The sequence below is a fragment of the Paenibacillus agaridevorans genome (genome assembly GCF_018604145.1).
In the GTDB taxonomy this organism is placed as follows: Bacteria; Bacillota; Bacilli; order Paenibacillales; family Paenibacillaceae; genus Pristimantibacillus; species Pristimantibacillus agaridevorans.
Genome location: NZ_CP075889.1, coordinates 7,018,623 through 7,033,239, shown reverse-complemented (window position 1 = coordinate 7,033,239; position 14,617 = coordinate 7,018,623). Strand labels below are relative to the sequence as shown.

10 protein-coding genes are annotated in these 14,617 nt (G+C 59.4%); all 10 read right to left on the bottom strand.

The annotated features are described in order from the left end of the window. Nucleotides 1–70 precede the first annotated feature (70 nt). Nucleotides 71–1,123 (bottom strand): BMP family lipoprotein, encoded by a 1,053-nt coding sequence (locus tag KJW29_RS28250; protein ID WP_214627157.1) that lies wholly within the window; start codon nt 1,121–1,123, stop codon nt 71–73. A 356-nt stretch (nt 1,124–1,479) separates the two neighbouring features. Beyond that, entirely contained in the window at nt 1,480–3,483 is a 2,004-nt protein-coding gene (ftsH, locus tag KJW29_RS28245) for an ATP-dependent zinc metalloprotease FtsH (protein WP_087571593.1), read from the bottom strand. A gap of 99 nt (nt 3,484–3,582) precedes the next feature. After that, entirely contained in the window at nt 3,583–4,122 is a 540-nt protein-coding gene (gene hpt / locus KJW29_RS28240) for a hypoxanthine phosphoribosyltransferase (RefSeq protein WP_108994987.1), read from the bottom strand. Nucleotides 4,123–4,173: 51 nt separating this feature from the next. Further along, nucleotides 4,174–5,604 carry a tRNA lysidine(34) synthetase TilS gene (tilS, locus tag KJW29_RS28235; protein WP_214627156.1) on the bottom strand — a complete coding sequence of 477 codons (1,431 nt, stop codon included), beginning with the start codon at nt 5,602–5,604 and terminating at the stop codon, nt 4,174–4,176. A gap of 98 nt (nt 5,605–5,702) precedes the next feature. After that, entirely contained in the window at nt 5,703–6,626 is a 924-nt protein-coding gene (locus KJW29_RS28230) for a serine/threonine protein kinase (RefSeq protein ID WP_187103136.1), read from the bottom strand. Continuing rightward, nucleotides 6,610–7,344 carry a vWA domain-containing protein gene (locus KJW29_RS28225; RefSeq protein ID WP_108994989.1) on the bottom strand — a complete coding sequence of 245 codons (735 nt, stop codon included), beginning with the start codon at nt 7,342–7,344 and terminating at the stop codon, nt 6,610–6,612. The genes KJW29_RS28230 and KJW29_RS28225 overlap by 17 nt, the downstream gene beginning before the upstream one ends. A gap of 677 nt (nt 7,345–8,021) precedes the next feature. Then, complete coding sequence (locus KJW29_RS28220) at nt 8,022–9,248, bottom strand: VWA domain-containing protein (RefSeq protein ID WP_214627155.1); 1,227 nt, start codon at nt 9,246–9,248, stop codon at nt 8,022–8,024. A gap of 2 nt (nt 9,249–9,250) precedes the next feature. Continuing rightward, nucleotides 9,251–11,728, bottom strand: a complete 2,478-nt coding sequence (locus KJW29_RS28215) for a DUF5682 family protein (protein WP_214627154.1) — start codon at nt 11,726–11,728, stop codon at nt 9,251–9,253. Then, the gene (locus tag KJW29_RS28210; protein WP_214627153.1) at nt 11,725–12,816 is read right to left on the bottom strand and encodes an AAA family ATPase; all 1,092 of its coding nucleotides are present in this window, start codon (nt 12,814–12,816) and stop codon (nt 11,725–11,727) included. The genes KJW29_RS28215 and KJW29_RS28210 overlap by 4 nt, the downstream gene beginning before the upstream one ends. Beyond that, the gene (locus KJW29_RS28205) at nt 12,816–14,612 is read right to left on the bottom strand and encodes a HEAT repeat domain-containing protein (RefSeq protein ID WP_214627152.1); all 1,797 of its coding nucleotides are present in this window, start codon (nt 14,610–14,612) and stop codon (nt 12,816–12,818) included. Before KJW29_RS28205 ends, KJW29_RS28210 begins: the two co-directional genes overlap by 1 nt. Nucleotides 14,613–14,617 lie beyond the last annotated feature (5 nt).

Here is a 14,617-nt window from a genome sequence, read left to right as displayed (position 1 = left end):
CTCTTGCCGGTCTCGCTGTTTCAACAAACGAACGAACAATGTGGTTATGGCTATCGCCGTGGATTTCCGCTTATTTCGTCGGAACGGTAATTTCGCCGCTAACGATCTTGCCCTTGAACTCTTCGACTTGCTTCAACACTTCCTCAGGGACGTTAGCCTTCGAGGTCTCCGGCAACCCAACCGCGTCGTCCTTCAGACCAAGCTCCTGCACCGAGCCGCCTTGCCAATTGCCAGCGATCAGATCTCTCGACACCTTGTGCACAGCCGTCTCTACGCCCTTCATCATAGATGTCAGCGTAACGTCGTCGCCGAATTCCAGCGACTGGTCCTTGTCTACCCCGATTACCCATACATCCTTGCCGTTTTTCTTACGGTCCTTGGCTTCGTTAAATACGCCATTGCCCGTACCGCCGGACGCGTGGAAAATGATGTCGATGCCGCTATTGTACATCGTAGCCGCGGCGCTCTTGCCAAGATCCGGCTTATCGAACGCGCCCGTGTATACCACGTTGACTTTAATGTCAGGCTTCACGGCTTTTACGCCGGCCAGAAAGCCGGCTTCGAAACGTTTGATAACGGGAATTTCAAGTCCGCCCACGAAGCCGATCTTGTCCGTCTTCGTCATCAGGCCCGCCACAACGCCCACCAGGAACGAACCTTCATGTTCGGCAAAAGTGATGGACGTCACGTTCGGCGCATCAACGACCGTATCGATAACGGCCAACTTCGCATCCGGGTTCTCCTTGGCTACTTTCGCGACCGCGTCCGTAAACAAAAAACCGATTCCCCAAGTTAGATCAAAGCCTTCCCGTACGAAGTTGTTAAGGTTCGGCTCCATGTCGGCTTCGCCCTTGGACTCCAGGAACTTCGTCTGAGCGCTAGTCTCCGCAGTTACTCGTTTCAGAGCTTCCCAAGCGCTCTGGTTGAAGGACTTATCGTTAACGCCGCCTACGTCCGTTACCATACCGATTCGGAAGTCCTTGCCTGTTTCGTCGGACTCCACTTTATTTCCGCCGGTGCCCGCTCCCGGGTTGACGGTGTTATTCTTGCCCGCCCCGCAGCCGGACAGTACCAGCGTAATTGCGAGTAGCAGCGAAAACATCATGCTGTACGTTTTTTTCATTGCCGCAATCTCCCCTTTTTGTACAATGTACAAGTGATGTGATATGGTGTGGCAGCTCGTATGTAGTATTGCTAATTCCTGCCGCTATTATTTCAATGTGGTTGCAAAACATTTACTCCCCTTACTCTCCATAGGCTCCGTGCCTGTGCGTCGAACATCGCCCCAATGGCTTGAACCCCGCTCTAACCTGATTTTTTCGGGTTGCAACCGCGGCGCAGCGCGCTTCATTCTTAGAAACAGTAAGGCGAACTCATATGCCTGCCTGTATTTTTGCAAAAAACAAAAAAACGTCCCGCCCTCTCCAGAGAGAGGGACGGGACGTCCGTACTTGCTATGGGTAAAGCTACCATTAAGCTTTAAGCTTTGTTGTTCGGATCGCCTTCGGAAGAAGAACCTCCGCCTTCCGGCGTCTCCGGCTTCGGATCGACATCCTCGCGAGGCTGGATGCGCACCTTCACGTCGCCGATCTCGTCGATAATCGGCTCCGCCGTGGACGCTTCGGACGGCGTACCGCCGCCTTCTCCGCCTGTCGGCATCGTGCCTTTCTCGATAAGGGACTTGATCTGATCCATCTCCAGCGTCTCTTCCGTCAGAAGCGTGTTGGCGATCAGATGCATCTCTTCGCTCTTCTCGTTCAACAACTTTCTGGCACGGTCGTAACAATCGTTGATGATGGTCTGCATCTCTTGATCGATCTCGTATGCGATCGCATCCGAGTAATTCTGTTCGTGGCCGATGTCGCGCCCCAAGAATACTTGACCTTGAGTGCTGCCGAATTGCATAGGGCCGAGCCTGTCGCTCATGCCGTATTCCATGATCATGCTGCGTACGATGCCTGTTGCGGACTTGAAGTCGCTGTAAGCGCCTGTACCGATCTCGCCGATAAAGATCTCCTCGGCGACGCGGCCCGCAAGGAGACCTGTCACTTTGTCCAGGAGCTCCTGCTTCGTCACCAGCATGCGGTCTTCCTTAGGCAGCATGATGACGTAGCCTCCCGCGCGTCCGCGCGGAATAATGGTGACCTTATGAACCTGATCCGCATGTTCCAGGAAGAAGCCGGCAATGGTGTGACCAGCCTCGTGATAAGCCACGATCCGCTTCTCGCGGTCGCTGATGACGCGGCTCTTCTTCTCTGTGCCGACAATGACGCGATCGATTGCGTCGTCGATGTCGACCATGTTGATCTCTTTCTTATTGCGGCGGGCTGCCAGAAGCGCAGCTTCGTTAAGCAAGTTCTCCAGATCCGCGCCGCTGAAGCCCGTCGTGCGCCTCGCGATCACGTCCAGCTTTACTTCGCCCGTAAGCGGCTTGTTGCGAGCATGAACCTTCAGTACAGCTTCACGGCCCTTAACGTCTGGACGGTCAACCGTAATCTGACGGTCGAAACGGCCTGGACGCAACAGCGCCGGGTCAAGAATATCCGCGCGGTTAGTCGCGGCGATAATAATAATGCCTTCGTTGGAGCCGAAGCCGTCCATCTCGACCAGCATCTGGTTGAGCGTCTGCTCGCGCTCGTCGTGACCGCCGCCAAGTCCGGCGCCGCGCTGGCGGCCGACCGCGTCGATCTCGTCGATGAAGATAATACAAGGCGCGTTCTTCTTGGCGTTCTCGAACAGGTCCCGTACGCGGGATGCGCCGACGCCGACGAACATTTCCACGAAGTCGGAGCCCGAGATGCTAAAGAACGGTACGCCCGCTTCGCCCGCTACCGCGCGCGCAAGCAAGGTTTTACCGGTACCCGGAGGACCTACGAGCAGTACGCCCTTCGGTATGCGCGCGCCGACGAGATTGAACTTGCGCGGATCCTTCAGGAAGTCGACGACCTCCACCAGCTCCTGCTTCTCCTCGTCCGCTCCGGCCACGTCCTCGAACGTGACGCGCTTCTTCTCTTCGTTGTAGAGCTTCGCGCGGCTCTTGCCGAAGTTCATGACCTTGCCGCCGCCGCCCTGTGCCTGATTCATCAGGAAGAAGAACAGGACGAAGAGCAGGATGAACGGGATGATGGATGTCAGGAACGTGACCCAGAAGCTCGGCGTGTCCATCTCCTTGTTCGTCAGCTCGAAGCCGAATTGCTCCGACCACTCCGCGATCTTTGCCTCTGCGCTGTTGCCGACGCGGGAGGTGAAGTTCTCGCTTTCCACACCCTCAGGGGTGTTTTTATATTTGCCCGTTATGAAGTAGGACTGATTGTCGAACTTCACGGTCAGCTCCGACACGTTGCCAGCCTCGATCTGAGACCGCAGCTCGTCATATCTTAACGGCTTGGTGTTGTCCCCCTGGCCGCTAATATATTGGAAAATGCCAACGGTAACCAAAAAGATGATCAAATAAAAACCAGTATTTCGGATGATCCGATTCATCCCCTACCTCCTCTCAGACGCTTTAGATATTTTACCATAGCATGACTTTCCATCACAATAGAGCCGGAATCAGCTCTCCTGCCAGGTATAAAGCGCGATTTATTTCTCGTACACTTCCGGCTTCAAAATGCCGATGTAAGGAAGGTTGCGGTACTTCTCCGCGAAATCGAGGCCGTAGCCTACGACGAACTCGTCCGGGAGGGTGAAGCCCTTGTAATGCGGCTGCAAGTCCACCGCGCGGCGGGCCGGCTTGTCGAACAAAGTGACGACCGTCACCGATTTCGAACCGCGGTGCTCCAGTACGTCAATCAGGTAGCTTAGCGTCAGACCGCTGTCGATGATATCCTCGACAATCAGAACGTCGCGCCCTTCTACGGTTACATCCAGATCCTTGATAATCTTTACGACGCCCGACGATTTGGTCGACGCGCCATAGCTGGATACGGCCATAAAATCGATCTCGAGCGGCACCGAGATAACCTTGACGAGGTCGGACATGAAAATAAACGCACCCTTTAGAACGCAAATAACGAGCGGATTGCGCCCCTCGAAGTCCGCGCTCAGCCGTGCGCCGAGTTCTGATACCTTTGCTTGAATCTGCTCTTCGCTGTATAGTACTTCCTTAATGTCATTCTGCAAAGTGATAATCCCCCTACGCTATACCTATGTTTATGAATAGACCCTTGCTTCTTATTCGCCAGTCGATGCTGTAATATGAAGCAGCTTGCGACTGCCTTCCCCCGCGAGGGCATGGGACGATCTTCGAATGCCCGGAATCCACAGCAGCCTCCCCTCCGAATCGCATAACAGCGGATAGGTTGCCCTGCCGGATGGAGGGATCTTCTCGTCAACGAACATATCTTGCACTTTTTTCGACCCATTTAATCCTAAAACATGAATTCTGTCGCCTGGAAGGCGATTGCGAATCATCAGCGGGAAACGGAGCTCCGACGCGTCGAATATCGCTTCGCTTCGCGAGGCCGGTCTCGGCCTCCCGGAAGATGCCGCGTCCAGCCATTGCAGCCGGAACGTCCAGCCGGCGGATACTGCGTGTATGTACGCCATCCCCTCCCGTATCTCATAAACATAACGGCCGGGTTCAAGGCCTCCTCCTTCCGGAGGGATCTTTATCCATCGCATGGTGTCGTATTCCCTTAAACAGCGAACTCCGCTGCCCGCGTCATGACGCCAAGTCGACGGCGCTTCCGTAGCGGCGGCGAAGCGCATTCGCTCAATGCCGCTCCAGGATATGTTTTCCGTATCTTGCGAAAGATAACTTAATATTAGTTTAATCAATCTCCTTTGTAAAGCGATGTGCAGACCCTGCAAATCGCGGCAGGAAACGGCGTATTCCCCGTCTTCTACCCGCACGACCGTCTCGAACGCCGAGGCCGCTTGGCTTGCCATGAAGTCATCCTCCTCGCCCGCCACTTCGGCGAGCCTCTGCAGCGACAGCGGCAGCTGGGGATTGAACTGTGACAAGTAAGGAAGAATGTCGAGCCGCACCGTGTTGCGGAAGTAATGCCGCTCCAGATTGCTGCTGTCCGTGCTGTAGGGGATATCTCCCTCCTCGCAGTATGCCAGAAGGTCTGACTTGTTCATACGCAATAGCGGACGGATGAGTTCCACATTATTTTCGCTCCGTCTGGCAGGAATGCCGGACAAGCCGGACAGTCCCGCGCCGCGTATCACCCGCATCAGCACGGTCTCGGCCTGATCGTCGCCGTGGTGTGCCAAGGCAATTCGGGACGCTCCGTATCGCTTCGCGACCTCGTGCAGGAATGCATACCGCTTCTCGCGCGCCGCGGCCTGGAGATTCAATGCATTTTCTTCTATATAAGTAGTCAGCGCAAGCGTCGTCGTCTCGCATGGCACGCCAAGCTTCTCCGCATACCGCTTCACCAGCTCCAGCTCGGCTGCCGATTCCTCGCCGCGAAAGCCGTGATTGACGTGGGCGGCAATCGTTCGCAGCCGTCTCGGCACCGCAAGCATATGGAGCATATGAAGCAGCGCCATGGAGTCGGGACCTCCCGAGACGGCTGCGATGATCGTATCCCCGTCCTGCCATAGACCTCGTTCCGCCGCTTCCTTCTCCACAGCGTTCAGCACATTCGCATTCATCGTGTATGTATGCCTCCGTTCGTCCCGTCCCCGTATCCTCGTATCCCCGTATCCTTGTGTCCTCGGTGTCCTCGCGTCCGTATCCCCGCTCGTGTCCGCTACATCATGTTGCGAAGAAGCCAGTAGATCGAGATGGCGAGCAGCACGCTCGTCGTCGCGGCCAACCCCTTGAGCCAGCCCGGCGTAGCGGAGGACTTCCGCGTATCTCGCCGGTGCATGAGCAGCCGCCAGGCTTCGGCGCCCTCCGCCGCGTCCGCGAAGCCGCCCTCCAGCGCCTGCTTCAACCAGCCCGCGACGGGCTTCAGGTCGGGGCTGCTCGTCAGCAGGCCCGACAGCTCCAGCGTGGAGCGGTTCTGCGGCAGCAGCTCCTTCGTCAGCGCATGCAGACGCTTCGGCTCATGGAGCTGGATGCAGAGCACCGCGAATGAGAACAGATCATATTTAGGATCCGCCGTGCGGGAACCGCTGTTCCAGTAGCCGCGGTCGTAGATCTCCGTGAACTGGCGGATGCTCTTGCCGATCGCCGTGACGCCGCCGAAGTCAACGAGGTCGACATGCCCGTAGTCCGCGACCATGACGTTTTCCACCTTCAGGTCGCCAAACGCCCAGCCGGACTTATGCAGTCTGGCCAGCTTCCCGAGCAGATTCAGTCCCACGAGAGGGAACCACTGCGCGCCCTGCTGCTTCAAGTAGGCATCCAGCGTTGTGCCCCTCACGTAGCGCATTATATAGAAGGGATACTCCTTCCCGTTCGGCGCGTAAAGATCGTCAACGTCGAACAAGAAGGGCTCTATTCCCGGGCCCTTCTGCTTCGCAAGCGTTCCCAGCACGTTAATCTCGGATTGCAGATCCACGGCATCCGCGCCTACCTTAAGCGCGTACCAGTCGCGATCCTTCTGCACGAGGTAGACCTTGCCGTTCGCCCCTTCTCCCAGGAGGCGCTCCACCCGGTAGCGGCCTCCCTTCCACTTGCCGACGACGATCGTCCCCCGTCTAAGCTCCAACTTAAACGACGTAGTCACCCATCATCCCATCCGTTCCATATCTGCTTTTCCGGCCCGTTTCCCCGTCCTGGCCCCGCAAGTAGTAGTCGACGACATGCATAATCGCCGGCCCCGTCGGCGTCGTGCCTCCCATCTGCAGCTTGGGGAAGATGGAGTGCATGCCGTTAAGGTGCTCCGTCCAGGCCATGTCCAACACGCAGTCGTCGCCATGCCGCGAGCCCGGGAAGTGAAATACCGCGATCTGGCTCTTGCCCTGCCTGGCCTGCAGGCTTAACATCAGGTCGTGAATCGCCTCTTCTACCGCGGCCAGCTTGGGCTTCATGCTGGCGCTGGCGTCGATCAGCAGCGCAACCTGCAGCCCCGACGTCTCGCCGAGCTCGTCGATGACCCGCACGACCTCGCCGCGTTTCTCGGGCGGCAAGGCCTCGATGGAGCCATTGCCCAGCACCTGCTTAAGCTCCTTCTGCACGGCAAGCTGAATCGTCTGCACGACCGTCTTGCGCGTCATCATCTGCACCGTCTGGGAGAGCTGACGCGTGTTGACCAGCCGGCTGAGACCGCCGCCCGCTCTCGCAATCTCGTCGATCTCCGAAGCACCCAGCTCGCCTACATCGCCATGATCCAGCACGCCGACGACGTTTACCGCGATGCCCTCCGACTTCGCGTGCGCCGCGGCGACGACCGGACTCATCCCTACATTGGAGCAGCCATCCGTTACCAACAATATTTGCTTCATCCCTAATCCCTCCATACCGCCGGAGCGGTTTTCCAGTAAAAGCCTGTTCTATCAGCTTTGCCTATTTTGGAAGAGATAAACTCGCTAGAATCGCAAAAAGTGGGATAATTGCCTGCCGAACGCTACACTAAAGCTTGGCTTTGCACCTGATAGCGGGTGTTTCAAAAAGTTCGATTTCCAGCACAGTTGCGTATGCTTCCGATGCTGCGCTTTATGTACCTACCCTATTTATGGGGATTATAATCAGTCTTATTCGGTCCCTATTATACCATGTGTCTTCCTTGGACTGCATAGGCTGCAGCACCTAAGCCGCACCCCCTCTCTCTGATTCATCGACTGCCGCTGCCCGATTGTGAATACATGAACATGCCCATTCGAGACAAACGTCGTTCCCGGGGGTGTCTATTAATTGTCCAAAGGTGAAATTGCGGGCAAGTGTCCGGTAAGAAATGAACGGGAGCAACTGTAACGGAAATGAAAAGCGTTATTTCGGCAAAAAGCGGCACTTCGCAATTCTAATGGAACAGACAGCCCTTATGATGGGCAGTTATTCGACAGTCTCGCCAATGTCCGTTACATTTCCCCCACTCACCGGCTCACAAAAAAACCTTCCTTGCCCGGCCGATGTCCGCATCGGCGGGGCAAGCGAAGGTTTGGTTTCGCATCCTTGCTGCTAGTTACTTATTCCCACCCGTCAGCTTCTCGGCCAGGGCAGGAAGATCATGGCCCTTAAGCGCTCCCTCCACAAGGGCGGGCAGCATGGAAGGCGTGCAGGCGAAGGAAGGAGTGCCGTCCTGGGCAAGCTTCTTCGCCACGTTCTCATCGTAATACGGCTTGCCTTGATCCGACAAGGCCAGAAGGCAGATCGTGCGCACTCCCGCTTCGCGCATCTCGCGCATGCGGCGGATCAGTCCGGCCTGATTGCCGCCCTCGAACAAGTCGGAGATGAGGATGAATAGCGTCTTCTTAGGCTCCGTGACGAATTGCTCGCAATACTGCACCGACTTGTGAATGTCCGTTCCTCCGCCCAGTTGGATGCCGAACAGCATGTCGACGGGATCGTTGCCGCATTGCTCCGTCAGGTCGACGACCTCCGTATCGAAAGCCACGACCCGGGTGTCGAGCGCCGGCATGCTGGCAAAGATCGATCCCACGACGGATGCCCAGATGACGGAATCCGCCATGGACCCGCTCTGGTCGATATCGACGATAATTGTCCATTCCTTGCTGCGGCGGGCGCGGTCGAAGTAATAGAACTTCTCCGGAATGATCTGCTTCCGCTCCGCGCTGTAATGCTTCAGGTTGCGCTGGATGGTCCGCTTCCAATCGATGCCGGACAACGAGGGCAGCGGGGAATGCTGCCGGCGATTGAGCGCGCCCGTCACCGCCTGCCTGATCTCGGTCTCCATGCGTTTCTTCAGGTCGTCGACCACGGCTTGCACGAGCTGGCGCGCGGTATCCTTCGTCTTCTCGGGAATCTTCCCCCGCAGCGACATCAACGTGCCGACCAGCCCGATGTCCGGCTTGACCGTCGCCAGAAGCTCCGGCTCGAACAGCAGCTGCTTCCAGCCCTTGCGCTCCATGGCGTCGTTCTGAATGATCGACACGACATCCTCGGGGAACAGGCTGCGGACGTCGCCCAGCCACTTCGCGAGACGCGGAGCGGACTTGCCGGAGCCAGCACCGCCGCGCCCTCCGGCGTTCCCGCCGCTTCCGCCGCCGCCCTCGCCGTTGCCGCCCGTATCGTCATAGATCGCCGCCAGCGCTTCGTCCATGATTCTCTCGTCCTCCGAAAGCTCTAGCCCACCGCTGCCTCCGCCGCTCTCGACGAGCTGCTTCTCGGCTTCCTTGCCGAGCACAAGGCGCCAACGCGACCACAGTTCTTGCTGGAGTTCAGCGCTCATAATCAGAAGTCCTCAAAGTCAAAATCATTCAGCTCCTCGATTTGCTTACTTTCCTTCTCGCTCAACTCGGCTCCGAGCAGCTCGGCGGCCTGCTCCGGCTGGACGCCCCACAGCTCGCCGAGCACCTCGGCCACCATGACCTTCTCCCTCGCGGAGAACACGCTGAAGGCGCGCCGCAGAAACACGAGCGCTCTCGCGAACTGCTCCTTGTCGAGACCTGCCATGTAGTCGTTCAATTGCTCCCAAAGGCTCATCCGCGATACGAGCGCGTAGCGGTTGCGCTGAGCCAGCCCCTCGAACCAGCCGGACCCCAGCTCCGCCGGCACGCCGGGCGACAAACGGCGGGACACCTCTTGCTCGCAATCCGCCGCGGACAGCACGCCCCGCTCCATGAGGATGGCGCAAGCGAAACCCGACAGGCGCGGATTCAGGTCGTCCCGCGCCGACAGCTCCTCCAGCTGACGTACCCACAGCGCCTCGTCTACGGCTTCGGCATGCTCTTGAGCGACGCCGTTCAAGCCGTTAATCGCCGCGACCATCTCTGTGGCGGCCTCGTCGTTGCAGGCGCTCGCCTCCAGCAAGAACAGGCTGGACCGCAGAAACAGCTTCTCCAGCATGGGGATCAGCGGCGCCGTATCCATCCGTCTCACATCGCCGTACGAGATGATGACGGACAATTGCCGGACGGCTTCGGCCAGCTGCACGACGTCGCGGCTGTCCGCCGCCAGCCCTTCCAGAGCCGCCGTGCCCGCCTCCAGCTGCGAAGCCATGCCGCACAGGCAGGCCGTTCTGATCAAGGAGGAAGCTTCGGCAATGCTGGCGCAAGCGGCCAGCTTCTGCGCCAGCGTATACCCGGCCGCAACCTCGATCGTCTCGCCGAGCAGCGTCGCCTCCACCGTCTGGATCTCCGCTTCCGGCGTCCATTGCAGCACCCAATGCTCCGCCCAGTTAGCCCCTTGCTGGCTGCTGGGCATCTTCTTCGCCAGCGAGATGCCCAGCAGCTCCAGCCGGTGCAGCAGATAGGAACGGCGCAAATCCAAAAATGCGGCTTCCTCGGATTTGACGCGGCGATTCTCGCGCAGGTCGAGCGACAGATCCTGCGCCACCGCCGTCCGGTATTTCTCCAGCTTCAGCTGCTTCAGCAGGCGGTTCAGGTCGTCTTGCACCGGCGTCTGGCTGACGCCTTCGGCGAGCGACCCGATGCCCGTGCCGACGTCGAGTCCGGCCAATGCTTCGGCCACGACGCCGAGATCGCCTCTGCCGAGCAGCGTCCGCGCCGCATCGTGCAGGTCGAGCAGCGTCGGCTGCCCTCCGTCGTGCAGGGCAGCCAGCGACTCCGCCATCCGGACCGCCTCGATGACTTCGGCGGTAGAGCGGTGCGTACCCGAATTCCGCAATTTCCGCGCAATGGAGGACATATAGTAGTGAGGCAGCTCGGACATCCGGCTATCCTCCATGCATCTCCACATCAACTCATAGTACCCGGGCGCCTTGTTTCCCGCCCCGTAGCCGGACAGGGAAGACAGCCGGTAATAGGAATAAGGCATCATCGTGCGCCGGGCGCCTACGGAAGGCAATCCGGCGATCTCCTCGTCGGTCATCGCCCCGTCCAGGTTCTCCAGCGCGGAAGCATGGTACGCGCCGCATACCACGACGATGCATTCCGGCTCATGTCCGTCCGCAATGGCGTCCGCGATGCGGCGTTTCATGTAGCTCTCCCGCACGGCATTGTACGCGAACTCGCCCGCGGCCCGCACCCGCTCCTCGCCGATGGACATCTCCCGCATGGATGCGGAGAACGCCAGTATCGCCTCGCGATAAGCCTGCGGTGATAAATTATGTTCGTAATGGCGCTCCCAATACGTATCGTAATCGGGTTCGCCCGCTATGGCGGCGATGCGATCATAGAGCGACTCGCGCTCTTCCGGCGGGAGATATTCGGAAGCAAGGTCTTCCGACCGTCCGCCCGGGACGCTTCTCGGACCTTCCGCTTCGTCTATACCCGATTCACCTCCTGCATCTCTCTCCCCGTCGCGCCCTTCGGCGCTCTCCGTAGCTTGCTCCACCTTGCCGGAATCCGGCCTGCCATCCCCCGCCGCCGGAAATTCCGGCCCGGATGCCGACGTCTTCCCCCTCCGCTCCTGCAGCGCCAGTACGACGCGCGACGGCAGATCGATGAAGGAGGCGTGCGCCCCGTGCTCCGACGCCCAGCGCAGCGCCTCGTATTCCGGCGAGTAGGAAGCCAGCGGCCACATGACCGTCCGAACGGGCAGTTCCTCCGTATAGGCGAGGATCGCGATCGGCGGTTTGGTCGCCTTGTGCACGATGTGACGCAGCTCGTCGACGGCGTCGGACGGCCCTTCGATCAGGACGGCCGTCGGCCGTATTTCGTCCAGAAACCGCCGCAAGTGCCAGGCTCCGGCCGGAGAGAGATGCCGCACGCCGAATAGCCGCACGCGGGCCGCCGAAGCTCCGCTCATGAATTAAGCTCCTTGCACGCCGTATACAGTCCCCGCCACTCTTCGCCGCGCTTCTTCATGACGTTGTCGAGGTATTCCTTCCATACGAGTCTGTCCTTATCGTCGTCTTTCACGACCGCGCCTTGGAGGCCGGCCGCCAAATCCGCGTCGCGCAGCTCCCCGTCGCCGAAGCTGGCCGCCAGCGCCATGCTGCCCGTGAGCAGCGAGATGGCTTCCGCGGTCGAGATCGCGCCGCCGGGCGACTTGATCTTCTCCTTCCGGTCCAGCGACATGCCGCTGCGCAGCTCCCGAAAGATCGTGACAACCTTGATAAGCGCCTCGTCCGCCGGCGCGGCCGCCCCGAGCTCGTATTGCGCGGCGATCTCGCCGACCCGCTTGCGCACGATCTCCACCTCCGTCTCCAGATCCGGCGGAGCAGGCAGCACGATAATATTGAAGCGGCGCTTCAAGGCGGCGGACATTTCGTTAACGCCGCGGTCCCTCGTATTCGCGGTCGCGATAATCGAGAAGCCTTTGCGCGCGTTCATCTCCTTGCCCAGCTCCGCGACGGAGATCGTCTTCTCCGACAGGATGGAGATGAGCGCATCCTGCACCTCCGACGCACAGCGCGAGATCTCCTCGAAGCGCGCGATGCCGCCCGCCTCCATCGCTCTCATGATGGGGCTCTGCACCAGCGCCTCCGGCGTCGGCCCGTTCGCGAGCAGCATCGCGTAGTTCCAGGAATAGCGCACCTGCTCCTCCGTCGTGCCCGCCGTTCCCTGGACAACGAGGCCGGAGTTGCCGTAGATGGCGGCCGTCAGATTTTCCGACAGCCAGGACTTGGCCGTTCCGGGCTCGCCGATCAGCAGCAGCGCGCGATCGGTGACGAGCGTCGCGATCGCCATCTCCACCAGCCGCTTGTTGCCGATATACTTCGGCGTAATGATTCGTCCGCCGGCCTCGCCGCCCGTAATGAACGTAAGCACGGACCGAGGAGACAGCTGCCAGCCAGCCGGCACCTTGCCGGTATCCGCCGCCTTCAAGGCTTCCAGCTCCTCCTTAAACAATCGTTCCGCCGGAAGGCGTAGCACATCCTGCAATGCTTCCATTATGATTGCACCTCGCTTATCGAATCGATAATATAGTCAAGCTGTTTAGCCGCGTCATAACGATAGCGGTTCTTCAACGCAGCAAGCCGATCCCGGTAAGAGGCCGGGAGCAGGGTCAACTGACGGAACATCTCGTAATCGAACCTGTAAAGTCCGCGTTGCTTGCCTTCCAAGGCCGCGACGATGGCTTCGCGCCGTTCTTCTTCGCCTACGCCCGCCCGATTCAGCCCCTCCCATAACACAAGGAAGCTCTCTTCGCTCTCCGCCATCATGCCAGCGAATTTGTTCTTCAGATAGATCGTGGTCGCTTGATGTCCCGGTTCGGACATCACCGCGGCCACCAGCGCGGCATCGCGCGAAATGGCCCACTCCAGCCAACGCCGGTCGAAGCGGTCCGCCAGCTCTTTTGGAGAAGGAATGCGCACTTCCCTGCCGTACTCCTCGCCAGAGCCCCATACTCTTGGATACATGCGGGAGGTCGAGATGTACAACACGCGCTCCAGTTCTTGGACCAGCGTATCCTTGAACGCGCCTTTGGTATACGCCGAATAGTGCTCATACACCTCAGCGGGCTTGCGCATGCGAAGCGACAGCCGGAAGGCGTACGACAAGTAGCTGGCATGGCTGCGCTCCAACTTCAGCAGCAGCGCAAGCGCTCGATCGCCGCCCTGATCGCCCGCATACCGGGCGGCATCATGCAGCATTCGCGTCCAGCCCAGACCATGGTAGAACGTTCCTTCCTCCAGCACCTCTTCGTAAAACGCGTTCAGCTCCGGAACGGACTTGCCCCTGAACGAGTCCAAATACGCCTCCAATCGGGTCCATATGCTCGGCAGCTTTACCTTCGCTTCGGCATGCTTTCGGGCTTCTTCCAGCTCCTTGCGCGCGTCGCTTACGAGCCGTGCCGTCAGCGGGCTGTGCTCCCGCCGCGACAGCACATCGGCCGCCAGATCGCGATCCTTGCCCGAGAACGCTTGGTACAGCCGCTCTTGGGCGCGTTCGGTCCCGCTCTCCGCAAGCGCGGCGTAAGCCGCGGCCCGAATCGTCTTCTTGCCATCGGCCGACCATTCCAACAGGTCGCCTACGTAAGCGTCGCAGCCCGCCAAATAGCCTATGGCCGAGATACGCACGGGCTCCGAGCCTTCGGCGGCCGCTTGGCGGATAAAGTCGCGCTCCCCCTCGCCGCCGATTTTCCCGATGACCTCCACCGCCCGCGCGTCGGAACGTCCTCCCGCGATATTAAACCAACCTTTTAGCATAGGGATGATCTGCGGGCCGTAGTCGGGCAGCACATGATCCTTTATGTAATCGGCAAGCTCGGCGTAAGGATCGTTAAGAGCCCCCATGGCCGGAATCAATAAGCGCAAGTCTTGGAATAATCCGTCCTTGTACGCCTGCGTAATGATCTCATAGCGTCCGCCGCCCGTGCTTTCAAGCGCGTCCTGCACCTCGGTGAGCCTGCGGGAGGAGTAGGCCGTGGGCAGATCCATCGGCAGCGCGTCCAGCTCCCGCGTCTCGGAGGAGGGAGCCGTCTCCCCTTGCGTATGCAGCACGGAGCTCAGCAGCAGCGTAAGCTCCTGCAATTGGACGGCCGTTGGCTTTTCAATGACCGGCGCGGTCTCGATAAGCGTCTCCACGCCTTCGCCCAGCCGCTTGAACACCGGCGCCCGCTCGCCAAGCTGAAGCAATTGCGGCACGAGCCGCTTCAGCCGGAAATCGCCGACAGCGAGATCGCTGCCCGCTATATAGAGTCGCGTGAGCTCTCCGTAGAGCTCACGTAATAAGGTTGTGCTCATTGTAG